Source organism: Candidatus Thiodiazotropha endoloripes (assembly GCF_001708965.1).
In the GTDB taxonomy this organism is placed as follows: domain Bacteria; phylum Pseudomonadota; class Gammaproteobacteria; order Chromatiales; family Chromatiaceae; genus Thiodiazotropha; species Thiodiazotropha endoloripes.
In genome coordinates this window covers 2,352,949-2,375,903 of the sequence record NZ_LVJW01000003.1, presented here as the reverse complement: position 1 = coordinate 2,375,903, position 22,955 = coordinate 2,352,949, and the positions used below count along the sequence as shown (strand labels likewise).

At 54.5% G+C, this 22,955-nt stretch carries 22 protein-coding genes; all 22 read left to right on the top strand.

The features are described from left to right. Positions 1–45 precede the first annotated feature (45 nt). The 22 genes from A3193_RS10590 (at position 46) to A3193_RS10485 (ending at position 22,945) form a co-directional block, all read left to right on the top strand. Entirely contained in the window at positions 46–1,125 is a 1,080-nt protein-coding gene (locus tag A3193_RS10590; RefSeq protein ID WP_069006787.1) for a hydrogenase small subunit, read from the top strand. Beyond that, complete coding sequence (locus tag A3193_RS10585) at positions 1,122–2,918, top strand: nickel-dependent hydrogenase large subunit (protein WP_069014671.1); 1,797 nt, start codon at positions 1,122–1,124, stop codon at positions 2,916–2,918. The genes A3193_RS10590 and A3193_RS10585 overlap by 4 nt, the downstream gene beginning before the upstream one ends. A 49-nt stretch (positions 2,919–2,967) precedes the next feature. Continuing rightward, on the top strand, positions 2,968–3,159 hold the full coding sequence (locus tag A3193_RS10580; protein WP_069006785.1) for a hypothetical protein: 192 nt from the start codon (positions 2,968–2,970) through the stop codon (positions 3,157–3,159). Between the two features lie 102 nt (positions 3,160–3,261). Then, positions 3,262–3,945, top strand: a complete 684-nt coding sequence (gene cybH / locus A3193_RS10575; protein ID WP_069006784.1) for a Ni/Fe-hydrogenase, b-type cytochrome subunit — start codon at positions 3,262–3,264, stop codon at positions 3,943–3,945. Positions 3,946–4,371: 426 nt separating this feature from the next. Next, positions 4,372–5,091, top strand: a complete 720-nt coding sequence (locus A3193_RS10570) for a HyaD/HybD family hydrogenase maturation endopeptidase (protein WP_069014670.1) — start codon at positions 4,372–4,374, stop codon at positions 5,089–5,091. Continuing rightward, the gene (locus A3193_RS10565) at positions 5,091–5,393 is read left to right on the top strand and encodes a HypC/HybG/HupF family hydrogenase formation chaperone (RefSeq protein ID WP_069006782.1); all 303 of its coding nucleotides are present in this window, start codon (positions 5,091–5,093) and stop codon (positions 5,391–5,393) included. The genes A3193_RS10570 and A3193_RS10565 overlap by 1 nt, the downstream gene beginning before the upstream one ends. Before the next feature lie 23 nt (positions 5,394–5,416). Next, on the top strand, positions 5,417–5,842 hold the full coding sequence (locus A3193_RS10560) for a thioredoxin domain-containing protein (RefSeq protein ID WP_069014669.1): 426 nt from the start codon (positions 5,417–5,419) through the stop codon (positions 5,840–5,842). Between the two features lie 15 nt (positions 5,843–5,857). Further along, positions 5,858–6,727, top strand: coding sequence for a hydrogenase expression/formation protein (locus A3193_RS10555; RefSeq protein WP_069006780.1), 870 nt, complete (start codon positions 5,858–5,860; stop codon positions 6,725–6,727). Continuing rightward, positions 6,724–6,951, top strand: coding sequence for a rubredoxin (locus A3193_RS10550; RefSeq protein ID WP_069006779.1), 228 nt, complete (start codon positions 6,724–6,726; stop codon positions 6,949–6,951). Before A3193_RS10555 ends, A3193_RS10550 begins: the two co-directional genes overlap by 4 nt. Next, the gene (hybE, locus tag A3193_RS10545; RefSeq protein ID WP_069006778.1) at positions 6,948–7,538 is read left to right on the top strand and encodes a [NiFe]-hydrogenase assembly chaperone HybE; all 591 of its coding nucleotides are present in this window, start codon (positions 6,948–6,950) and stop codon (positions 7,536–7,538) included. The genes A3193_RS10550 and hybE overlap by 4 nt, the downstream gene beginning before the upstream one ends. Further along, positions 7,535–8,716, top strand: a complete 1,182-nt coding sequence (locus A3193_RS10540) for a nickel-dependent hydrogenase large subunit (RefSeq protein ID WP_069014668.1) — start codon at positions 7,535–7,537, stop codon at positions 8,714–8,716. Before hybE ends, A3193_RS10540 begins: the two co-directional genes overlap by 4 nt. Then, positions 8,716–9,057, top strand: a complete 342-nt coding sequence (hypA, locus tag A3193_RS10535; RefSeq protein WP_069006776.1) for a hydrogenase maturation nickel metallochaperone HypA — start codon at positions 8,716–8,718, stop codon at positions 9,055–9,057. The genes A3193_RS10540 and hypA overlap by 1 nt, the downstream gene beginning before the upstream one ends. A 73-nt stretch (positions 9,058–9,130) precedes the next feature. Continuing rightward, a complete protein-coding gene (gene hypB / locus A3193_RS10530) occupies positions 9,131–9,964 on the top strand; it encodes a hydrogenase nickel incorporation protein HypB (RefSeq protein WP_069014667.1) in 834 nt (277 codons plus the stop codon). A 47-nt stretch (positions 9,965–10,011) separates the two neighbouring features. Continuing rightward, positions 10,012–10,236, top strand: coding sequence for a HypC/HybG/HupF family hydrogenase formation chaperone (locus A3193_RS10525; protein WP_069006774.1), 225 nt, complete (start codon positions 10,012–10,014; stop codon positions 10,234–10,236). Then, a complete protein-coding gene (gene hypD / locus A3193_RS10520; protein ID WP_069014666.1) occupies positions 10,233–11,390 on the top strand; it encodes a hydrogenase formation protein HypD in 1,158 nt (385 codons plus the stop codon). Before A3193_RS10525 ends, hypD begins: the two co-directional genes overlap by 4 nt. Then, positions 11,387–12,436 (top strand): hydrogenase expression/formation protein HypE, encoded by a 1,050-nt coding sequence (gene hypE, locus A3193_RS10515; RefSeq protein ID WP_069006825.1) that lies wholly within the window; start codon positions 11,387–11,389, stop codon positions 12,434–12,436. The genes hypD and hypE overlap by 4 nt, the downstream gene beginning before the upstream one ends. Positions 12,437–12,448: 12 nt before the next feature. Next, the gene (locus A3193_RS10510) at positions 12,449–14,155 is read left to right on the top strand and encodes an enoyl-CoA hydratase-related protein (RefSeq protein ID WP_069006772.1); all 1,707 of its coding nucleotides are present in this window, start codon (positions 12,449–12,451) and stop codon (positions 14,153–14,155) included. Next, positions 14,152–15,630, top strand: a complete 1,479-nt coding sequence (locus A3193_RS10505) for a sigma-54-dependent transcriptional regulator (RefSeq protein ID WP_069006771.1) — start codon at positions 14,152–14,154, stop codon at positions 15,628–15,630. The genes A3193_RS10510 and A3193_RS10505 overlap by 4 nt, the downstream gene beginning before the upstream one ends. 117 nt (positions 15,631–15,747) lie before the next feature. Next, a complete protein-coding gene (locus tag A3193_RS10500) occupies positions 15,748–17,118 on the top strand; it encodes a PAS domain-containing sensor histidine kinase (RefSeq protein ID WP_071933793.1) in 1,371 nt (456 codons plus the stop codon). Next, positions 17,111–18,124, top strand: coding sequence for an NADH-quinone oxidoreductase subunit B family protein (locus tag A3193_RS10495; protein WP_083218679.1), 1,014 nt, complete (start codon positions 17,111–17,113; stop codon positions 18,122–18,124). The genes A3193_RS10500 and A3193_RS10495 overlap by 8 nt, the downstream gene beginning before the upstream one ends. Then, on the top strand, positions 18,121–19,569 hold the full coding sequence (locus A3193_RS10490; RefSeq protein ID WP_069006769.1) for a nickel-dependent hydrogenase large subunit: 1,449 nt from the start codon (positions 18,121–18,123) through the stop codon (positions 19,567–19,569). The genes A3193_RS10495 and A3193_RS10490 overlap by 4 nt, the downstream gene beginning before the upstream one ends. Before the next feature lie 382 nt (positions 19,570–19,951). Continuing rightward, positions 19,952–22,945 (top strand): CheR family methyltransferase, encoded by a 2,994-nt coding sequence (locus A3193_RS10485; RefSeq protein ID WP_083218677.1) that lies wholly within the window; start codon positions 19,952–19,954, stop codon positions 22,943–22,945. Positions 22,946–22,955 lie beyond the last annotated feature (10 nt).

Genomic DNA, 22,955 nt, shown 5'->3' with positions numbered 1-22,955 from the left:
AATAAGACCGCATAGCCCATTCAAACGACCTGGAGGAGCAGGGTGATGACCGAAACCTTTTACCAAGTCATGCGACGGCAGGGGATTACCCGTCGCAGTTTTCTGAAGTTCTGCAGTTTGACGGCTTCCGCCCTGGGGTTGGGTCCGGCTGTGGTGCCTCGTATTGCCGAGGCCATGGAGACCAAACCCCGGATCCCTGTGATCTGGCTGCACGGCCTCGAGTGTACCTGCTGTTCCGAATCCTTTATCCGCTCCGCACACCCTTTGGCGAAGGATGTGGTGTTGTCGATGATCTCCCTCGATTATGACGACACCATCATGGCGGCTGCCGGACATCAGGCGGAAGCGATCATCGAAGAGACCATTGAAAAATATGATGGCAACTTCATCCTGGCGGTGGAAGGCAATCCTCCACTGGATGAGGATGGCATGTACTGCATCATCGGTGGCAAGCCCTTCGTTGAACAGTTGAAAATGGCTGCGGAACACTGCAAAGCGATCATCTCCTGGGGCTCCTGTGCCTCCTGGGGTTGTGTGCAGGCAGCGCGACCCAATCCCACCCGGGCCACACCGGTTCATAAAGTGCCGGGGCTGGCGAATAAGCCGATCATCAAGGTGCCTGGTTGTCCGCCCATTGCGGAAGTGATGACGGCGGTGGTGACCTATATCCTGACTTTTGAAAAGTTTCCTGAACTTGATCGGCAGGGAAGGCCGAAGATGTTCTACAGTCAACGCATCCACGACAAGTGCTATCGACGTCCCCATTTCGATGCGGGGCAGTTCGTCGAAGCCTGGGACGACGACTCTGCGCGTAAGGGTTACTGCCTCTACAAGATGGGGTGTAAAGGGCCTACCACTTATAACGCCTGTTCAACCATCCGTTGGAATGGCGGGCTCTCCTTTCCGATTCAGGCCGGTCATGGCTGTATTGGCTGTTCGGAAGATGGTTTCTGGGACAAAGGCTCGTTCTATCAGCATGTCACCGATACCCATCAGTTCGGCGTCGAGGCGAATGCGGATAAAGTCGGTCTGGCTGCTGCCGGTATTGTCGGCGCAACCGCCGCTGCCCATGCGGCGGTCACTGCCATCAAGAACGCGCAAAAGAAAGGAGACCGTGATCAATGAGCACCAAGACTACTCCCAACGGTTTCAAACTGGATGATTCAGGTCAGCGTGTGGTGGTCGATCCGGTAACCCGTATCGAAGGCCATATGCGCTGTGAAGTAAATCTGGACGAAGAGAATGTGATCCGCAATGCGGTCTCAACCGGCACCATGTGGCGCGGACTTGAAGTGATCCTCAAGGGGCGTGATCCCCGTGATGCCTGGGCCTTTACCCAGCGGATCTGTGGTGTCTGCACGGGTACTCACGCCTTGACCTCGGTACGTGCAGTGGAAGATGCCTTGAAGATCGAGATTCCGGACAACGCCAACTCGATTCGCAATATCATGCAGTTGACCCTGCAGGTTCATGATCATCTGGTGCACTTCTACCATCTGCATGCGCTCGACTGGGTCAATCCGGTGAATGCACTGAAGGCGGATCCCAAGGCCACTTCCGAGTTGCAGCAGAAGGTCTCGCCGAAGCATGCCAAATCCTCGCCGGGCTATTTCCGCGATATCCAGAACCGACTGAAGAAGTTTGTCGAGAGTGGCCAGCTTGGTCCATTTAAAAACGGATACTGGGACAATCCCGCCTACCTGTTGCCACCGGAAGCAGATCTGATGGTGGTGACTCACTATCTGGAGGCCCTCGATTTTCAGAAGGAGATCATGAAGATCCGCACCATTCTCGGTGGTAAGGATCCCCACCCGAACTGGTTGGTGGGTGGTGTGCCCTGTCCGATCAATCTGGATGGGGTTGGCTCTGTCGGTGCCCTCAACATGGTCAATCTGAATCAGATCTCCCACATCATCGACAGCTCCCGGGAGTTCATCAAGAATGTCTATATTCCAGACCTGCTGGCAGTGGCTCAATTCTACAAAGGGTGGTTGTATGGCGGTGGTCTGGCGAGCACCAATGTACTCTCCTATGGCGATATTCCTGATCGGGCCAACGACTACACCACAGCCAACCTGATGATGCCCAGAGGCGCCATCATCAATGGCAATCTGAAAGAGGTGCATGAAGTCGATCTGCGCAATCCGGAAGAGATTCAGGAGTATGTGCCGCACTCCTGGTACAACTATCCGAGTGGCGTCAAAGGTCTGCACCCCTGGGATGGGGTGACCGAGCCCAACTATGAGCTGGGTCCCAACGCCAAAGGCACCAAGACCAATATCGAGCAGATCGATGAGAATGCCAAATACTCCTGGATCAAGGCGCCCCGCTGGCGTGGCCACCCCATGGAGGTTGGTCCTCTGGCCCGCTATATCGTCGGTTATGCCAGTGGTCATGAAGAGATTACCGAGCAGATCAACTTTGTACTCAAGACGCTGGATGTGCCGGTCACCGCTCTCTTCTCCACCCTGGGTCGCACGGCGGCGCGCGGTCTTGAGGCGGATTGGGCTGCCGACAAGATGCGCTACTTCATGGATAAGCTGATCGCCAACATCAAGGCGGGCGATTCGTCCACTGCGAATGTGGATAACTGGGATCCGGAGACCTGGCCGAGGGAGGCGAAAGGTGTAGGTTTCAGTGAGGCTCCGCGCGGTGCCCTGGGACACTGGATCAAGATCAAGGATACCCGCATTGACAACTACCAGTGTGTGGTGCCCACCACCTGGAACGGTTCACCCCGGGACAGCGAAGGCAACATCGGTGCCTTCGAGGCCTCATTGATGAATACCAAGGTAGCCAGGGCTGAAGAGCCGGTGGAAATACTTCGCACTCTGCACAGTTTCGATCCCTGTCTGGCCTGCTCAACTCATGTGATGAGTGAAGAGGGTAAGGAGTTGGCAAAGGTGAAGGTGCGCTAACTCACTGCTTCTGTTTGATTAATCGTATTAAGTTGTATTAGGAGTTGAGATGAAAAAGCTAATGATTGGTTTAGGTGGTTTGTTGGCAAGCAGCCCTCTGCTGGCCCACGTTGGTGAGCACAGTGATGCAACACTCTTTTCGGTCATTCTGCATCTGATCGCTGAACATCCACTGCCGTTGATGCTGCTGGCCGGGGTACTGGGGGTTATTGCCTTTGCCCGGTTACAAAAAAATCAGTGAATTTCCGGGTGTGGCGGGAGGTAGGGTGCGGCCCGGCCACACCAATGGAAACAACCGGTAGTGAACAGACGATCATAATAAATCGATTCAGGAGAGACGCCAATGCAAACGACCATTAAACGCACTGCTGTCTATGTCTATGAAGCCCCTGTCAGGTTATGGCATTGGATCAATGCGCTGGCGATTTTGGTGCTTGCGGTTACCGGCTATTTTATTGCCAATCCTCTACCCACCTTACCGGGCGAAGCGAGTGACCATTTTCTGATGGGCTATATGCGATTTGCCCATTTTGCGGCGGCTTATATTTTTACTGTCGGATTCATCGGCAGAATATATTGGGCGTTTGTCGGAAATGAGCACTCCCGTGAACTCTTTCATCTGCCTTTCTATCGGCTCTCATTCTGGAAAGAGCTGATACATGAGGTGCGCTGGTACGCCTTTCTGGAAAAGGAACCGAAGAAGTATGAAGGCCACAATCCCCTGGCCCACATCACCATGGTGGCGATCATCACAGTGGGCGGAATCGCCATGGTATTGACCGGTTTTTCACTCTATGCAGAGCAGACCGGATTGGGCAGTTGGCAGGATCAGTTGTTTGGCTGGCTGATTCCCCTGGTAGGACAGAGCCAGGATGTGCGTCTGTGGCACCACTGGGGAATGTGGATCATCGTGGTATTCGTCATTGTTCATGTCTATGTGGCAATCCGGGAGGATATCGTCTCCCGTCAGAGTCTGATCAGTACCATGATCAGCGGCTGGCGCATGTTCAAGGATGATCGCCCCTGATTTTTCTTGAAAACCCTCCGGCGTGACCAGGGATGGTTCAACAACGCCGTTTGCAAAGCGCGGACCCCGCGCTTTTTTTTCAGTGACGATTGATGGGGATGGGTATCACGCCTGACATCTCTGTGGGGGTCATGTCGGATGAAAACCGATATCCCGTAGAGAAATTGGGGTGATTATCAAGTTTCCACTCTGCCTCCGGGTCCCCTGTTGAAAACTGCTGTAATCAACCGATTCTGCGTCAAAAATGAAAAGTATGTTTCCAAAATTGAACAGAAGTGATAACCAAATGACCGGTTTGGTTTTGCTGTGGCTTGAAGACTCTTCAATAAAAATCAATAAAAACAATAACTAAATAAGCCTGGCAGGGATTGGCGCGTGGCTTGCAATCAGTGCAGACAACGCTAATCGCAATCACAGGATCCACCTATGAGCGAAACACCTTCAGTCTTGATTCTCGGTATCGGCAATCTACTTTGGGCCGATGAGGGTTTCGGTGTGCGCGCCCTGGAGAGCCTACAGCGAAACTACCGGTTTCCAGCCAATGTAAGACTAATGGATGGGGGTACCCAGGGTATCTACCTGGTACAGCACATCCGCGAGGCGGAGGTGCTGGTGGTGTTCGATGCGGTGGATTATGGCCTGCCGGGTGGAAGCCTGAAGCGGGTTGAAGGGGATCAGGTGCCGAAGTTCCTTGGAGCGAAGAAGGTCAGTCTGCATCAGACCGGTTTTCAGGAGGTGTTGGCGATGGCGGAGATGCTGGGTGACTACCCACAGCATCTGCTGCTGGTCGGGGTTCAGCCCGAGGAGTTGGAGGATTTCGGTGGCAGTTTGCGACCGAAGGTCCGTGAACAGATTGAACCGGCCATCGACCTGGTTCTGAACTATCTGGCGGATTTTGGTATTCAGGCCGAACTTCGGGATCAGCCGATGACTCCCGACACGCTGCTGCAGGGTGCGATATCCGACATGCAGACCTATGAAGCTGAACGTCCTTCAAACGAATCGGCCTGTCGGGCGGGAGACGCCAGGGTGCTGCAATCGGATGCCTTTGAAGTGGCCTATCGACCGATCGATATACAGGGCAGTGCGGTGAGCGTCGACGTGGATGCCCATCTCGATAAGTATCGTCAGGGAGAGAGCGACTAGTGTGTATCGGGATTCCCATGCAGGTGGTCTCAACAGAAGGCACCACAGCCCTCTGTCGGGGGATGGGTGAAAGTCGCAGAGTCGATACCCTGCTGGTGGGTGATCAGCCGGTAGGCAGTTGGCTGCTGGTGTTTCTCAACAGTGCCAGAGAGGTGCTGAGCGAGCAACGCGCTGAGCAGATCAGTCAGGCACTGCAGGCACTCGACCTGGCATTGAGCGGTGAATCAGAGGTCGACCATCTGTTTGCGGATCTGGTCGATAGAACACCACAACTGCCTGAACATCTCAGGCCAAAGCCGTAGATAACACATAACAGGAGATGGCGATGTCATCAGCTTTAATCAATGCACTTATGGAACAGCGGGCTGTTCCTCTGGTCGATGAGCACTCTCTCGAAAGCTTTGCCGCTAAGCAGAGCCATACACTGCTGTTTTTCACTGAAAACCCGCAGCAGTTTCCCGAGAGTAGTGATGTGGCGGTGGTGATACCCCTGTTGATGGATGCTTTCGCTGAACGCTTTCAGGTCGCCATTGTGGATCGTGCCGCCGAACATCAACTGCACGCCCGTTTTCCCTTCGATGGTTGGCCATCATTGGTCCTGCTCAAGGATGGTGCCTATGTGGGAGCGATTTCAAAGATGCAGGATTGGGATGTCTATCTGGCAGAGATAGAACGGCTTCTCAATGCCCAACCTGCCACAGTCAAGCCGATCAATATTCCCGTGGTCAGTGCGGATTCCCACTGCCACTAAATCGGGGTAGCCAGTATGAACGAAATCAATAGTCCTTTGACAGTCAGCGGTCCCGGCTCACAACCCGCGGAAGAGGATGGGACGGATCTGGAGATCCTGCAACTGCCTGATGAGATGTCCACCTTCAGTATGCCCAGCCTGCAGAATGTGGAGGATATGAGCAAACTGCAGGATGGCATGGCGCTCCTGAAACAGCTGGATGTGACGTTGAAAACGCAGGCCAAGGCCAGGCAGGTGAAACCGGAATACATCGATATCGATCACCTGGACAGAGCAAACAAGCAGCTGATCGATCAGGTGCTGGGTGAGGGTGAAGTCAGCATGGTCTACCATTCGACCGATACCCATGCGCAGATTCAGGAGTCGGTTATGGCTGGTCTCTGGCGGGTGCGCTATTACAATGATGCTGATGAAGTGACCGCAGATACCGTGGAAGTGGCCTACGTACCGAGGTTAAGTCTGCGGCATGTTTTCAAACAGGCGGCTCATCGGGTAGAGCAGCAGCGGGACTCAATTCCGCAGGGGGTGATCAATGCACCTCCCTTGCTGGCTGAGATCAATGACAAGGTTGCTGAATACAGACCGGGAACTGAAAACCATATCATCAACCTGACTCTGCTGCCGCAAACCGAAGCGGATATTGAGTTTCTCACCAGCGTGTTGGGCAAAGGGCCACTCACCATACTCTCCCGGGGTTATGGTAACTGCCGGATCACCAGTACAGCGGTGCAGAATGTCTGGTGGGTGCAGTACTTCAACTCACAGGATAAGAATATTCTCAATACCATCGAAATCGGTGCCATTCCAGCGGTGGCCGCAGCGGCCCATGAAGATATACAGGACAGTGCAGAGCGTCTGAGTGAGATACTGGAGGCCTATCTGTGAACAGGAACTTCTTTGCCGGTTCCTATGGCGGCGATAATGAGAAGTTGCAGGATGGGAGTCGTCTGGAGTGTAAGATCTGCTGGTATGTCTACGATCCCGTTGAGGGTGATGACTATTGGCAGATACCTCCGGGTACCCCCTTCTCGCAACTGCCGGATCACTGGAGCTGCCCCAATTGCGATGGTAAGAAGCAGGAGTTCATGGTGCTGCAGGAGGATGCATGATCTGCCCCGACTACATCATCGAAGGACTGGAAGTACAGTTTCGTAGTATTGAGCAGCAGCGTATGCAGGGTCTGCCGCTGTTGAATCCCGCCTTGCAGGTTGAAGCGGTTGGATTTCGCCAATGGCAGGATCTCTGTCTTGGGGTATTGATCACCCCCTGGTTCATGAACCTGATGTTGATTCCCCATGAAGGGGACAGCTGGCGTGAGAAGCGGATCGGCGACAAGCAGACCCATCTGTTTCCTTCCGGACCCTATGATTTCATCCTGGGGGAAGAGGAGGGTATAGGCCGCTATCAGATGTGCTCACTGTTTTCCCCCATGTTTGAGTTCAGTGATCAACAGACTGCAGTCACTACCGCCACACAGGTGATGCTGGCGATCATGGATGAGGAGAATCAGGATGGACTCTCCACTTGTGAGAGTGAGATCAATCGTCGTTGGCATGGTGAAGCGGAAGAAGATGAAACGACAACCGATGAAAGTTCCGAACCGGAACGTTCAGTCGCCATCAGTGAGCGTCTGCAGCAGCCAGTGAGTCGTCGTGATCTGTTGCGCGGCACCATTCATCAGGATGGCGAGCAGTGAGTATCGAGGGTGAAATCAGGATCGAGCTACAGTGTCAGGATGACCGGGTAAATCAGGTTGTGATCAACTCAACCAGACCGCTCAATCTGCCTAAAATATTTCATGGCAAAGCGGTCGATGAGTTGTTGACCATGATACCCATGCTCTACAGTATCTGTGCAACCGCCCAATCGTCAGCCGCGGTCAAGGCGTGTCGTCAGGCAACCGGGATAACCGCAGATTGGCGGATACATCTGTTGGAGCAGATGCTGGTCAATGTGGAGACTGCCAGGGAGCATCTGTGGCGCATCATGAGCGACTGGTCCAGCCACTCCGAGACAGCATTGAGTCGTGATCACCTGGCAACCCTTGCAACCCTGATGAGTGATGCGAGGCAGGCCTGTTTTCAACAGGGTGACAGCTTTACCCTGCAGCCGTCGATTAGTTTCGATGCGGCAGCCATCGAGTCGATCATTCAGCGTATCGACCAGCTCTGCCATGAGAAGATATTCGCTGTCTCACCGGCAGAGTGGTATCAGCTTGAGGATCAACGGGCGTTTAACCATTGGCTCGATAAGTGCGACACCCTTGCCGCTGCACTACTCAGAGATCTACGCGACCAGACACAGAGTGATTCGGGCGACTGGGGAGTTGAGCCGCTACCTTCATTGGATCACCGCAAAGTATGTCGACGCTTGTCGGAAACTGATGCGGATGACTTTATCTCAGCGCCCGACTGGCAGGGTCAGATCTACGAGACCGGGCCACTGACCAGGCAGTTGAGTCACCCATTGATCGAACAGCTGATGCAGCCGTATGGACAGGGTGTCATACCACGTCTGGTTGCCAGGCTGCTTGAGCTGGCATCCATACCGGCAAAACTGACCCGGCAGCTGAGTCGGTTGAAAGGCACATCGGATTCCATTGAACGCCACCATGATACAGAACTATCTCAGCAGGGATTGGGTGAAGTTGAAGCCGCCAGAGGACGTCTCTTCCATCGCGCAGTACAGCAGGATGGTGTGATCCGCCAGTATCAGATCGTGGCGCCCACAGAGTGGAATTTTCATCCCCGTGGTGTGGTCTGTCAGGGTCTGAAAAGCCTCTCAGCCAAGCATCAAAAGCAGCTGATGCAGCAGGCGGAACTGCTGATCGGTGCGGTCGATCCCTGTGTCGGTTTTCAACTGGAGTTGCGCTGATGCATGAGATGTCACTCTGTGAAGGGGTGTTGCAGATACTCGAGGAGAGTTCGGCCAGTCAGGGTTTCAGCAAGGTGAAGCGTGTCTGGCTGGAGATCGGTGAACTCTCCGGTGTGGAGAAAGAGGCGATGCGCTTCGGCTTCGATGTGGTGATGAAAGAGACCCTCGCGGATGGGGCTAAACTGGAGATCATCGATGTGCCCGGCGAGGCCTGGTGCATGCCATGCTCAAAGCAGGTGAAGGTGGCAGCCAGATTCGATGCCTGCCCCGATTGCGGCAGTTATCAGTTGCAGGTCACCGGGGGGGATGAGATGCGTGTCAAAGAGCTGGAAGTGGAATAACCGATCCACAATGAACAAAGCGATGTCGGAACAGACATCAGTGAATGCAGTTAATGATTAGAGGATAAGAGCCATGTGCACAGTCTGCGGTTGCGGTGAAGGTGAAACAACGATTGATGATCATCAGCATCATCACCACGAGCCCAGTCATGAACATAGCCACGAGCATACTCATGACTATGGAAAAGGAGCGGCACATGCCCATGCGCCGGGGATGAGTCAGGCGCGTATGGTGCAGATCGAACAGGATATCCTGGGCAAGAACAATCAATATGCGGCGGCCAACCGACAATACTTCAGTGAGCATGGGATTCATGTATTGAATCTGGTCTCCAGCCCTGGCTCAGGTAAAACCAGTCTGCTCTCCCGAACCATTGAAGATATGCAGGCTGAATTCAGTGTTGCGGTGATCGAAGGGGATCAGCAGACCGCCAATGATGCGGAACGCATTCGCAGCACCGGTGCCAAGGCGATTCAGATAAACACCGGCAAAGGCTGTCATCTGGATGGCCATATGGTGGGGCACGCGGTGGAGAGTCTGCAGCCGGAGGATGGCAGTCTGCTGTTCATCGAGAATGTGGGTAACCTGGTCTGTCCCGCCGCCTTCGATCTGGGTGAGGCCCATAAAGTAGCCATACTCTCTGTCACCGAAGGTGAGGACAAACCGATCAAGTATCCGGATATGTTTCACGCCGCCGACCTGATGCTGTTGAACAAAATCGATCTGCTGCCCTATCTGGATTTCGATGTGGCGCAATGCATCGCCTACGCCCAACAGGTCAATCCGCGGATTCGAGTGCTGGAGCTCTCCGCCAAAACCGGAGAAGGCATGGACGAGTGGTATCAGTGGCTGCTCTCCACCCGGCAGACAGCGCTGATCGGTCATCCGAAAAAGCGCGCCAAGTAGTCCAGTTGCGGTTCTTTCGTATCACTTAAAAGACGGAGTGAACAAACATGTGTCTGGCCATACCGGCAAAAGTTGTCGCTATCGATGAGCTGGCTGATAACGCCACAGTGGAACTGGGTGAAGTCAGGAAAGCGGTTTCACTGGCCCTGGTGGAGAATGTGACTGTGGGTGACTTCGTACTGATTCATGTCGGTTATGCCCTCAACAAGGTGAGTGAGGAGGAGGCCCAGCGAACCCTTGAACTGTTTGCACAAGCCGGAGTGACCCCATGAAATATGTCGACGAGTTTCGCCAGCACAAGCTGGCCAAGCAGCTGGCAGCAGCCATCCGGGATGAGGTTGATACAGGCAGAAGCTACCATCTGATGGAGTTCTGCGGTGGCCATACCCATGCAATTTTCCGTTATGGGGTGCAGGACCTGATGCCGGGCAATGTGCGTTTTATCCACGGTCCCGGCTGTCCAGTGTGTGTGCTGCCGGTCGGGCGCATCGACAATGCCATCCATCTGGTTGAAGCGGAGGATGTGATTCTCTGCACCTATGGGGATCTGCTGCGGGTACCGGCAAGCGGTCGCAACAGTCTGATCAAGGTGAAGGCGGCCGGTGGCGATGTGAGGATGGTCTACTCCACCCAGGATGCGTTGAACATCGCCCGGGAGAATCCCGATCGGCAGGTGGTGTTTCTGGCGATCGGCTTTGAGACCACCACTCCCCCAAGTGCGGTAGCGCTGCAGCAGGCCAGGCGGGAAGGACTGAAGAACTTCAGTCTGTTCTGTAATCATGTGCTGACACCGGCCGCCATCCAGAACATCCTGGAGTCCCCCGAAGTCAGAGAGATCGGTTCGGTGGCCATTCATGGCTTCTTCGGACCCTCCCATGTCAGCTCGGTGATCGGCAGTCGCCCCTATGAGTTCTTTGCCGAAGAGTTTCAACGGCCGGTGGTGATCGCCGGATTCGAGCCACTGGATGTGATGCAGTCGGTGCTGATGCTGATCCGACAACTGAATCAAGGGCGCTATGAGGTGGAGAACGAATATACCCGGGTGGTGACCCGTGAGGGGAATCAAAAAGCTCAGCGACTGGTTGCGGAAGTGTTCGAGTTACGTCGCAGTTTTGAGTGGCGGGGTTTGGGGCTGGTGCCCTACAGCGCACTGAAAATCAAAGCGGACTACCAGGAGTACGATGCGGAGCAGCGATTTCAGATCCCGGTCAGTCCGGCAAAGGAGGTTAAAGGGTGCGAGTGTCCGGCGATCCTGCGTGGGGCGAAGCGTCCTACCGACTGCAAACTGTTCGGGGTGGTCTGTACCCCTGACAATCCAATGGGTTCCTGCATGGTCTCGTCGGAGGGGGCCTGTGCCGCCTACTGGAGTTATGGCCGATTCCGTCAACCAGAAGCAAAGAGCGCATCAACAGAGGTGGCGATATGAATGCCCAGGTGAAACCTTTTACTCTACGACTCGACACCCGCAAGGGGAAAGTTGATATGACCCATGGCAGTGGTGGTCGGGCAATGGCTCAGTTGATTCAGGAGCTGTTTCTGAAGCATTTCGATAATGAACTGCTGCGCCAGGCCAACGATCAGGCCAGCTTCGATGTGCACGCGGGTCGCATGGTGATGAGTGTGGATGGTCATGTGATCTCCCCGCTGTTTTTTCCCGGTGGTGATATCGGCTCACTGGCTGTGCATGGCACCATCAATGATGTGGCCATGTCCGGTGCCCGTCCCACCTATCTCTCCGCCGGTTTCATACTGGAAGAGGGGTTCCCCCTCGCCGATCTGGAACGGATCGTGATCAGCATGAGTCGAGCCGCCAATGAAGCGGGTGTGCCGGTTGTGACCGGCGACACCAAGGTGGTGGAGAAGGGCAAAGGGGATGGTGTATTCATCACCACCACCGGTATCGGGGTGGTGCCCCAGGGGATCGATATCTCCGGTGACCGGGCCGTGCCGGGGGATTTGATCATCGTTAGCGGCAGTATGGGTGATCATGGGGTCACCATCATGTCGAGCCGGGAGAACCTGGAGTTTGAAACCTCCATTACCTCCGACTCAGCCGCACTCCACACCCTGGTTGAACAGATGGTGGCGGTGGCGCCGGATATCCACTCTCTGCGCGACCCAACCCGGGGTGGTCTGGCCACCACGCTGAATGAGCTGGCCCAGCAATCACAAGTGGGCATGCAGTTGAGCGAGGCCGAGATACCGGTCAAGCCCGCTGTCGCCTCGGCCTGCGAGCTGTTGGGTCTGGATCCCCTCTATGTGGCCAATGAGGGCAAACTGATCTGTATCTGTTCCGAGGCGGATGCTGAGCGTCTGCTGCCGGTGATGCGGGCTCATCCACTGGGTGGGGAGAGTGCCGTTATCGGACGGGTGATTGAAGATCCCCATCACTTTGTGCAGATGGAGACACTGTTCGGCGGCAGCCGGGTGGTCGATTGGCTTACCGGCGAGCAGCTCCCCAGAATCTGCTAAAAAGGCCCTGATATGCGAATCCTGTTTTTAAGTCACGCCTTCAACAGCCTCACTCAACGGCTGTTTGTCGAACTGGAGGCCCTGGGTCACCAGGTCTCGGTCGAGTTCGATATCAACGACAGCGTGGCCAGGGAGGCGGTGCTGCTCGCCACGCCCGACTTAATCATTGCACCCTTTCTGAAACGGGCGATCCCTGAATCGATCTGGCAACAGCATACCTGTCTGGTGGTTCATCCAGGGATTCCCGGAGACCGGGGGCCATCTTCACTGGATTGGGCCATTCTGCAGGGTCGATCCCGTTGGGGTGTCACGGTACTCCAGGCCAATGGTGAGATGGACGGGGGCGATATCTGGGCCAGTTGCGAATTTGTCATGCGCCAGGCGAGCAAAGGGAGCCTCTATCGCAATGAAGTCACCGAGGCGGCGGTGAAAGCGGTGCTGCTTGCGGTGGCGCGGTTTCAAGCCGACGACTACCAGCCGCTGCCCCAGGATCAACTCAAACAGTCCGATTCTGGCCAGTGGCAACCGTTGATGACACAGCAGCAGCGCCAGATCGATTGGCAACAGGACACTACAGAACTGGTAATGCGTAAACTGCAGAGCGGTGATGGCGTGCCTGGAGTCAAAGACTCTCTGTTTGATCACCCATGTTATCTCTACGATGCCAGAGTTGAGAGCGAGCTGAAGGGTAGACCGGGTGAGGTGATCGCCAAATCCGGACCTGCGATCTGTATTGCCACCATCGATGGGGCGGTCTGGATCGGACACCTCAAGCTCAGTGACGGCGAGATCCCTTTCAAACTGCCGGCCAGCACACTGCTGGCAGGTCAGCTGACGCAACTGCCGGAAGTCAGGCCAACCGCAGAGAGTGGTTATCGGGAGGTATGGTATGAAGAGGCCGATGGGGTTGGCTATCTCCACTTTCCTTTTTACAACGGTGCCATGAGCAGCGGTCAGTGCCGTACCCTGCTTGAAGCCTACCGGGAGGCAAAACAGTGTGATACTCAGGCCATCGTGTTACTCGGTGGTCCGGACTACTGGTCGAACGGTATGCATCTCAATCTGATCGAGGCCGCCGAGAGTGCGGCGGATGCCTCCTGGGAGAATATCAACGCCATCGATGATCTGGCTTTGGAGATCATCAATACAGAATCCCATCTGACCATAGCGGCACTGCAGGGCAATGCGGGTGCCGGTGGGGTGTTTCTCGCCCGAGCCGCTGATGAGGTCTGGGCCCGGAACGGTGTGATCCTCAATCCTCATTACAAGGATATGGGCAATCTCTATGGATCGGAGTACTGGAGCTATCTGTTACCCCGCTATGTGGGTGAGGAGCATGCCCAGACCATCATTCATAACCGGCTGCCCATGGGCGCAGCCCAAGCAGCGGAACTGCAGTTGGTGGATCGGGTGATTGATCAGCGTGGCGACGCCTATCTGGCACAGGTCAGAAAACTGGCTGAGGCGATGATCGCCGCCCCGGCGTTTGTCAAGCGTCTACATTATAAGCGTGCCCGCCGCACAGCGGACGAGCTGCAAAAAGCCCTGTCGCAATACAGGGAGGAGGAACTGGAGCAGATGAAACGTAATTTCTACGGCTTTGATCCAAGCTACCATATCGCCCGTTACAACTTTGTACACAAGATCGCCAAATCCCGTACTCCGTTGACGATTGCCCGTCATCGCCGTACCGACAACCAGTGGAAGTGTGCCTCATGAGCAGTCGTCCAACCGTCTTGATCGTGGACGATGAGGTCCGCAGCCTGGAGACCCTGGAGCGGATTCTGGAGGATGAATTCGATATTCAGACCGCAGAGAATGTGGAGCAGGCAAGAGCCATTCTGCAGAGCCAGTGGGTTCAGATCATCCTCTGTGATCAACGCATGCCGGATATCACCGGGGTGGAGTTTCTCAAGCAGGTGCGTGAACAGTGGCCCGAAGTGATCCGCATGATCATCTCCGGTTATACCGATTCCGAGGATATCATCAGCGCGGTGAATGAGGCGGGCATCTATCAGTTCGTCACCAAACCCTGGCATCCGGACAGTCTGATACTGCTGCTGAAAAATGCCGCCGAGCTGTTTGAGCTGCAGCGTAAGAACGAGATCCTCAGCATAGAACTGAAGATGTCGCCCAGCCGGCTGCAGACGATGGCGGATGAGAAGAGTCAGCGACTGCGGGATGACTACAGTTGTGACGATCAGATCGTACGCACTCCGCAGAGTTGCATGAACCAGGTGTGTGAAAAGATCCGCCGGGTATCCCCCTACGATATCTCGGTACTGCTGACCGGTGAGTCGGGTACCGGTAAGGAGCTGGCGGCCAGGGCGCTGCACTACAACAGCAACCGTTGGCAGCAACCCTTCGTGGTGGAGAATTGCGGCGCACTCCCCGATGAGCTGCTGGAGAGTGAACTGTTCGGTTACAAACGGGGCGCTTTTACCGGTGCCGTCGAGGATCGGGCCGGGCTGTTTGAGCGGGCCAGCGGCGGCACGGTTTTCCTCGATGAAGTGGGTGAGGTCTCCGCGGCATTTCAGGTAAAACTCCTGCGGGTGTTGCAGGAGGGGGAGATCCGTCCCCTCGGCAGCAGTCAGACCCGGCAGGTCGATGTACGCATCATTGCGGCCACCAACCGGGATCTGGAGAAGGAGGTCCGGGAGGGACGATTCCGTGAGGATCTATACTATCGGTTGGCAACCGTGACCATTCAGCTGCCCGCTTTGCGTGATCGCAAGATGGATATTCCACTGATCGCCAACAGTATTCTGGAATCCTCCATGAAGCAGCTGGGCAAACGGGTGGAAGGATTTACCAATGAGACTCTGGCCTGTATGCAGGCCTACCAGTGGCCTGGCAATGTTCGGGAGCTGCAGAATGAGATCCGTCATATGCTGGTGATGGGGGAGGGTAAGTTGCTCGGTGCCGATCTGCTCTCACCCCGGGTGCTGAGAGCGACCCCTGAAGCGGATGATGGGGATATCGAACTGGTGGATGGATTGAACGGCACCCTGAAGGAGCGGGTCGAATCCCTGGAGGCGCGGATCCTGAAAGAGTGTCTGATCCGCAACCGCTGGAATAAGAGTCAGGCGGCGAAAGAGCTGGGACTCTCCAGAGTCGGTTTGCGCAGCAAACTGGAGCGTTACGGTCTGGAGAAGATCGAACAGCTGCGCGATGATGAAGATATGGTGGGGTAATAGCCAACCGTACAATACTAAAAAACAGAGTAATTTGAGGCATAGACGATCAAGATGCAGAGCCATACCGAAGTAACCAAAGGTCTGACTGATGTAATCGGTTGACAGGGAGCCGTTATGACAGAGACTAAGGAATCTCCAAGTCCCAGCCTGATCGACAAGGTCGGCATGGACACCCCGATCGAGTTCTCCGAGTCCACGGAGAGCGCCTGGATCGATGTGATCCAGAAAATGGATAAGGTCTATGCGGATCTGGTCCACTACCAGGTAGAGTTGGAGCAAAAGAACGCGGAACTGGAGGAGGCTCAGCAGTTTATTCGCAGCGTACTCGAGTCGATGACCGAGGTGCTGGTGGTGTGTGATGTGCAGGGCCGTATTCTGCAGGTCAACCAGGCGCTCGAGGATCTTACCGGCAAGCCGGAAGCGGAATGGCTGCATCGATCGTTTGTCGAGTTGTTTGGTGAAGAGTCGCAACCCCTGGCGGGGGAGTTTGCCGAGAAACTGGGCAGTGATGCGATTATGGATTGTGAAGTCAATCTGCAAACCCTGGAGGGTGGCTCGATGCCCCTGGCGATGAACTGCTCATCCCGCTATGACGTAAAAGGGCGTCTGATGGGTATGGTGTTGATCGGCAGACCGGTCGGCGAGTTGCGCCGAGCCTATGAGAAACTGAATAAGGCCCATGGGGATCTGAAACAGACTCAGGAGCAGTTGGTCCACTCGGAAAAGATGGCCTCTCTGGGGCGTCTGGTGGCCGGGGTGGCCCATGAGTTGAATAATCCGATCAGTGTGGTGTTCGGCAACATGCACGCCTTGAAACGTTATGGTGAACGGATCAATGGCTATCTGTCGGCGGTAGGTGATCAACTGTCTGCCGAACTGAATCAGAAGTTGCGGGAGGATTTTCGTATCGATCGCATCGAGTCCGACATGGGGCCGTTGATCGATGGCACCATGGAGGGGGCTGAGCGCATCAGTAACATCGTACTCGATCTACGTCGCTACTCCGGAGTGCAGAAGGAGAAGCCGGAACGTTTCGATCTCAGGCAGGTCATCCAGACCGCTGTCCACTGGGTGGTGAAGGCAGCCAGAGAGAAGCTGGATATCGTCTGTGATCTCCCCGATGATCTGCAGATCGTCGGACGCCAGGGACAGGTTCACCAAGTCCTCATCAATCTGCTGCAAAACGCCATCGATGTGATGGAGGGGCAGCAGGATCCCAAGCTGGTTATCGGCTGCAGCAAAGTCCAATCCCGGGTTTCAGTCACAGTCAGGGATGTTGGCCCGGGGATTCCGCAAGCGGATCTGAAAAAGATATTCGATCCGTTTTTCACCACCAAGGCGGTAGGCAAGGGTACCGGTCTGGGGCTCTATATCAGTTATGGCCTGGCACGGGATATGGGGGGTGATCTGCAAGCGGATAACCACCCACAAGGGGGAGCCATCTTTACCCTGCAGCTGCCGTTGAATGGAGTGGACGATGAGTGATCAGCCGACACTCAATCTGCTCTGGCTGCAATCCGGCGGCTGTGGTGGATGCAGCCTATCTTTGTTGTGTGCCGAGGGGCCGGATCTGTTCACCCTGCTGGAGAGTGCCGGCATCAATCTGCTTTGGCACCCCTCTCTGAGTGAAGCCAGTGGCAGTGAACTGATTGAGTTGCTGAAGAGCATTCTCGATGGGGAGGTCAGGCTGGATCTGCTCTGTCTGGAGGGCTCCGTGGTTTGTGGTCCCAACGGCAGTGGTAAGTTTCATCGCTTTGCCGGAACCGACCAGCCGATGATGCAGTGGATAGAACGGTTGGCCAAGGTCGCCGGGCATGTGATCGCAGTGGGCAGTTGTGCCGCTTATGGTGGTATTACAGCGGCTGGTAACAATCCCAGTGAGTCCTGTGGTCTGCAGTACGATGAACATGAGAAGGGGGGATTGCTGGGTCAGAGCTTCAGTGACGAGTCGGGTCTGCCGGTGATCAACATCGCCGGTTGCCCGGTACATCCCAACTGGGTCAGTGAGACCCTGGTGCAACTGGCCTGTGGGGAGCTGCAACGGCAACACCTGGATCACGTGGGTCGGCCTCGAAGCTATGCGGATCACCTGGTCCATCACGGTTGTCCACGCAATGAATTTTACGAATACAAGGCGAGTGCGGAGAAGTCTTCCGATCTGGGCTGCATGATGGAGCATATGGGCTGTCTCGGTACCCAGGCCCATGCGGATTGCAATACCCGCCTGTGGAACGGTGAGGGTTCCTGTCTGCGCGGCGGGTATGCCTGCATCAACTGCACTGCACCGGGTTTCGAAGAGCCGGGTCACCCGTTTACCGAAACGCCCAAGATCGCCGGTATACCGGTTGGTCTGCCCACCGACATGCCCAAGGCCTGGTTTGTCGCGCTGGCCTCGCTGGCGAAGGCGGCCACCCCGAAACGTCTGAAGGAGAATGCGGTGGCCGATCATATCCGCGTGCCACCAAGCCGCAAGCCAGGTGAGAAAACGTGACTCGACGCATCATGGGCCCGTTCAATCGGGTAGAGGGGGATCTGGAGGTTGAGCTGGAGATTGAATCCGGTCAGGTGGTTTCCGCCCAGGTCTCCTCTTCACTCTACCGTGGCTTCGAACAGATCCTGCAGGGTAAAGAGCCTGCTGATGCGCTGGTCTACACACCGAGAATATGCGGCATCTGTTCGGTATCCCAATCGGTTGCGGCGGCGCGGGCTCTGGCCCAGTTGAGTGGCGTCACGATGCCGACAAACGGCGACCTGGCCATCAATCTGATTCTGGCCAACGAAAACGTGGCGGACCACCTGACTCACTTCTATCTCTTTTTCATGCCCGACTTTGCCCGGGAGACCTACCGCAATGAGCCCTGGTATGAGTTGATCGCAAACCGATTCCGTGCGCAGACCGGTAGTGCGGCCAGAGAGATGCTGGCAGCACGCGCCCAGTTCATGCATCTGATGGGACTGATGGCGGGCAAATGGCCCCACAGTCTTGCCATTCAGCCTGGTGGGGTAAGTCGCTCGATCGAGATGCAGGAGAAGGCGAGGCTGCAGGCGATCCTGTTCGGTTTCCGTCGCTATCTGGAGTCCCAGCTGTTCGGTGATAGCCTGGAAAATATCGTCTCACTGGATAGTGCCGATGCTCTGCAGGCCTGGTCCGTCGAGCAGCCGCTGGATCGGAGTGATTTCAGGGCCTTTCTTGAAGTGGCGGGAGAGCTTGAGCTGGATCAGCTTGGACAGGCTGAAGACCGCTTTATGAGTTATGGTGCCTATCAACTCAGTGGCCGTAACAGCTTTGCACAGGGGCTCTGGGAAACAGAACTCGAACCCCTTGATAGCAAGCTGATCACCGAAGATATCAGCCACAGTTGGATGGGCTATCAGACAGCGCCCAAGCACCCCTTTGAAGGCGTTACACTGCCGGATGCGGAGATTGAACAGGCCTACAGCTGGTGTAAGGCGCCAAGACTGGATGGCAAGGTTGTGGAGGTTGGTGCCCTGGCCCGTCAGCAGGTGGACGGGCATCCCTTGATCAGGGATCTGGTGAGCCAAAGCGGTGGTAATGTGAGGAACAGGGTAATTGCCAGATTGTTGGAGATTGCCCGGGTGACGTTACTGATGGAGTCCTGGGTCAGAGAGATCCAGCCAAAGCAGCCCTTCTGTGATCATGCAGCCATGCCACAGGAGGCGCAGGGGGCCGGTCTGGTGGAAGCGGCACGGGGCAGTCTGGGACACTGGATAAAAATCCGCAACGGCCGCATTCTCAACTATCAGATTGTGGCGCCGACCACCTGGAACTTCTCACCCCGGGACGCCAAAGGTCAACCCGGTGCGCTTGAGGTGGCCTTGCAGGGGGCCAAGCTCAGGGCTGGGGAGCAGGAGCCGGTATCGGTACAGCATATTGTTCGATCATTCGATCCCTGTATGGTCTGTACAGTTCACTAGGGCCGATTGGGTTCGTGTTGACAGCCCTGATGCTTAACTTCAATGATCATATCGAGTTCGAAAAAATCTTCCTGCATGATTTTGTATCAAGCCAATCCTTCATGAGTTATTCCTTCGCTGCTCATTGAGTCAGGTGAAGATTTTTTATAGTTATGAGCGTTATTCAGGTTGCCAGTTTGCCTAGAATGTCTGACAGATCTGGAAACTGGTATATTGGACAGGTTATGTTGATCCAACTAAAGTTTAAATTATAGGGTGTATCAGTTTATTAATTAGTGTTTATGTAGGTTTTTGTGGTGTAACCCTATTCAATACCTGGATGTATATATTTCTGGTAGATTAGACCGTTGATGTAGTTAACGGTATTTTGGGATAACCATAAATGACCAGTACCAAGAGATCAAAACGCGGCGCATCAACCGCTGTTCGGAAAAAAAAGGCGCCGAGCAAGCCGAAGGTTGGGAAAATCAAAGAACACCCAGAGGATGTGCCTGTTGTGGGCATTGCCGGGTCGGCGGGTGGTCTGAAGGCCTTCAAAGCTCTGCTCTCAAACTTATCTGGCGAAATGGGTATGGGTTTCGTACTCATTCAGCATCTGGATCCCAACCACAAATCCATACTTCCTGAAATACTGGCCAAAGATTGCCCCTTACCTGTGCTCGAGATTACCGATGGCATGAACATCGAGCCGGATCATGTTTATGTGATACCGCCGGGAATGCAATTGACTCTGCTGCACAACAGCCTAAGTTTAATGCCAATACCCAAAGATAAAAGACTCTACAATCCGGCAGACCTGTTTTTTCAGAGCATGGCGGATGATCGCGGTTCAAGTGCCATTGGTGTGGTGCTGTCGGGAACCGCTTCCGATGGCACGCTGGGTTGCCGTGCCATCAAAGAGGCGGGTGGAATCACCTTTGCTCAGGACAGTGACAGTGCGGAATACGATGGCATGCCGGCAAGCGCCGTGTCTGCTGGCTGCATCGATTTTGTTTTGAATCCGGTTGATATCGCCCATGAGCTGGTGCGGATTGTCAGTCACACAGCCCTGCGTCCCGGTCAGATCTTTCTCAAATCCGAGGAGACGCTGACAGCGACCCAGGAACAACTGAACAAAATATTCATTCTGCTAAGGGCACGCACTGGCAACGACTTTTCATACTATAAGACCACTACCGTCAAACGTCGTATCAACCGGCGCATGCTATTGCACAAGTTAGAGCGGATTTCTGAGTATATTTTGTTGATGCAACAGGATCCGCAAGAGATCGATGCCCTGTTTCAGGATATATTGATCAATGTCACCGCCTTTTTGCGTGATCCCGAAAGCTTCGATGCATTGAAAACAAGGGTCTATCCTAAACTGCAGGAAAACCGCCCGTTGGATGCGTCGATCCGCATCTGGGTGCCAGGCTGTTCTATGGGTCAGGAAGCCTATTCCATCGCAATGACACTGATTGAATATCTTGGTGACCGGGCTGACAACTATCCAATCCAGATATTTGGCAGCGACATTGACGAAAGCGCCGTCGAAAAGGCCCGTAGTGGCATCTACCCTGAGACGATCGAAGACGAGGTCTCCCAGGTGCGTCTGCAACGTTACTTCCACAAGGTCAGTGGTGGCTATCAGGTGAACAAACAGTTGCGTGATATGTGTGTGTTTGCTGTCCACAATGTGATCAAGGATCCGCCATTCTCGCGCATCGATCTGATCAGTTGTCGAAATCTGCTGATCTATCTTGGCGCTACACTGCAGAAGAAAGTCCTGCAGGTATTCCACTATGCCTTACAACCCGGTGGATTTCTGCTGCTCGGTACATCTGAAACCATCGGTAGCCAGGCCGATCTGTTTGCCATGCAGGACAAAAAGGCGAAACTCTATCAGAAGAAATCCGTCGCCACACATCTGAACAATGATTTTGTGTTTCGTGAGAATCATAATCCGGTAGCCATTGAGGTACCTGAACGAGGCGATGATCTCACTTTGGTCTACTCTCTTGAACGAGAGGCCGATCGGTTACTGTTGGAAACCTATGTGCCTCCCGGCGTCATTGTCAATTCCGATCAAATGGTCATCCGTTTCCTTGGACGTACCTGGCCCTATATTGAGCCATCGGATGGCGCTGCCTCCCTGAATCTCTACAAGATCGCCCATCCCGACCTTGTAGTCGAATTGCGAGCAGCCATTCACAGTGTCATCAAAGAGGGTGGCAAGGTACGCAAGGAGCATGTTCGCCTGAAGGTCTGTGGTGAAGCTCAACGTGTGAATATTCAGGTGCTCTCCCTGGGTGGTGCGATACGCAATGAGGAAAACCTGCTGGTCATGTTCGAACCGGTGACAGTGTCATCGAAAGAGCAGATTGTCACAGACGAAGCCGAAGGAGAGCAGAAAGAAAACCTTGAAGCGCTGGTTGCTCGTAATAGCGAGCTGGAGCGTGAAGTGGTTACCACCCGGGAGTATATGCAGTCGATCGTCGAAGAACAGGAAGGTACCAACGAAGAGTTGCGCTCAGCCAATGAGGAGATTCAATCAACCAACGAAGAACTTCAGAGCACCAATGAAGAGATGGAGACCGCCAAGGAAGAGTTGCAATCGGCAAATGAAGAGTTGTCCACGGTCAATGAAGAGTTGGAGACTCGCAATGATGAACTGGCCCGTACCAATGATGATCTGACCAATCTGATGGCCAGTGTCAATCTGCCGATCCTGATGCTTGGTTCCGATCTGCGCATTCGTCAGTTCACCCAGGCGGCGGAGAAGCTGCTCAATCTTATCGATACGGATGTGGGTAGGCCAATCGGTAACATCAAAGCGAATATCGATATACCGGATCTGGAGTCCGAAGTCCTGGATGTGATTGATTCCATGGCCACCAAATCAATTGAAATACAGGACAACTCAGGTGTCTGGTATGCGATCAGCATTCGTCCCTATAAGACACTGGACAACCGGATCGACGGCGCAGTGATGATATTCATCGATATCAGTGCGATAAAGGATATTGATAAGATCAAACAGGCCCTTGCCAGGGAGAGACGTTTGGCCACCGTTGTCAGAGATTCGAATGACGCCATTACGGTTCAGGATCTGCATGGCAACATCAAGGCCTGGAACCCGGCAGCTGAACGTCTCTATGGCTATACAGAAGAAGAGGCACTCGACCTGAATGTCTCGCAGATTGTCACAGAATATGGTCAGTCAGATCTAAAAATGATGATCGAGCTTATTAGCGAGGGCGAAAAGTTTGAACCCATGCAACTCGAACGAATAACAAAGTCAGGGGAAGTGGTTCAGATTTGGCTGATTGCCACGGCTCTCATGGATGATGAAGGAAAACCGAATGCCCTGTCTACCATCGAGCGATTGGCTCATTGATAACCGGCGG

Bases quoted from the DNA above. Each gene is read 5' to 3' on its own strand.
- A3193_RS10590 (WP_069006787.1), top strand. From the start codon at position 46: ATGACCGAAACCTTTTACCAAGTCATGCGACGGCAGGGGATTACCCGT.
- A3193_RS10585 (WP_069014671.1), top strand. From the start codon at position 1,122: ATGAGCACCAAGACTACTCCCAACGGTTTCAAACTGGATGATTCAGGT.
- A3193_RS10580 (WP_069006785.1), top strand. From the start codon at position 2,968: ATGAAAAAGCTAATGATTGGTTTAGGTGGTTTGTTGGCAAGCAGCCCT.
- cybH (WP_069006784.1), top strand. From the start codon at position 3,262: ATGCAAACGACCATTAAACGCACTGCTGTCTATGTCTATGAAGCCCCT.
- A3193_RS10570 (WP_069014670.1), top strand. From the start codon at position 4,372: ATGAGCGAAACACCTTCAGTCTTGATTCTCGGTATCGGCAATCTACTT.
- A3193_RS10560 (WP_069014669.1), top strand. From the start codon at position 5,417: ATGTCATCAGCTTTAATCAATGCACTTATGGAACAGCGGGCTGTTCCT.
- A3193_RS10555 (WP_069006780.1), top strand. From the start codon at position 5,858: ATGAACGAAATCAATAGTCCTTTGACAGTCAGCGGTCCCGGCTCACAA.
- hybE (WP_069006778.1), top strand. From the start codon at position 6,948: ATGATCTGCCCCGACTACATCATCGAAGGACTGGAAGTACAGTTTCGT.
- hypA (WP_069006776.1), top strand. From the start codon at position 8,716: ATGCATGAGATGTCACTCTGTGAAGGGGTGTTGCAGATACTCGAGGAG.
- hypB (WP_069014667.1), top strand. From the start codon at position 9,131: ATGTGCACAGTCTGCGGTTGCGGTGAAGGTGAAACAACGATTGATGAT.
- A3193_RS10525 (WP_069006774.1), top strand. From the start codon at position 10,012: ATGTGTCTGGCCATACCGGCAAAAGTTGTCGCTATCGATGAGCTGGCT.
- hypD (WP_069014666.1), top strand. From the start codon at position 10,233: ATGAAATATGTCGACGAGTTTCGCCAGCACAAGCTGGCCAAGCAGCTG.
- hypE (WP_069006825.1), top strand. From the start codon at position 11,387: ATGAATGCCCAGGTGAAACCTTTTACTCTACGACTCGACACCCGCAAG.
- A3193_RS10510 (WP_069006772.1), top strand. From the start codon at position 12,449: ATGCGAATCCTGTTTTTAAGTCACGCCTTCAACAGCCTCACTCAACGG.
- A3193_RS10505 (WP_069006771.1), top strand. From the start codon at position 14,152: ATGAGCAGTCGTCCAACCGTCTTGATCGTGGACGATGAGGTCCGCAGC.
- A3193_RS10500 (WP_071933793.1), top strand. From the start codon at position 15,748: ATGACAGAGACTAAGGAATCTCCAAGTCCCAGCCTGATCGACAAGGTC.
- A3193_RS10495 (WP_083218679.1), top strand. From the start codon at position 17,111: ATGAGTGATCAGCCGACACTCAATCTGCTCTGGCTGCAATCCGGCGGC.
- A3193_RS10485 (WP_083218677.1), top strand. From the start codon at position 19,952: ATGACCAGTACCAAGAGATCAAAACGCGGCGCATCAACCGCTGTTCGG.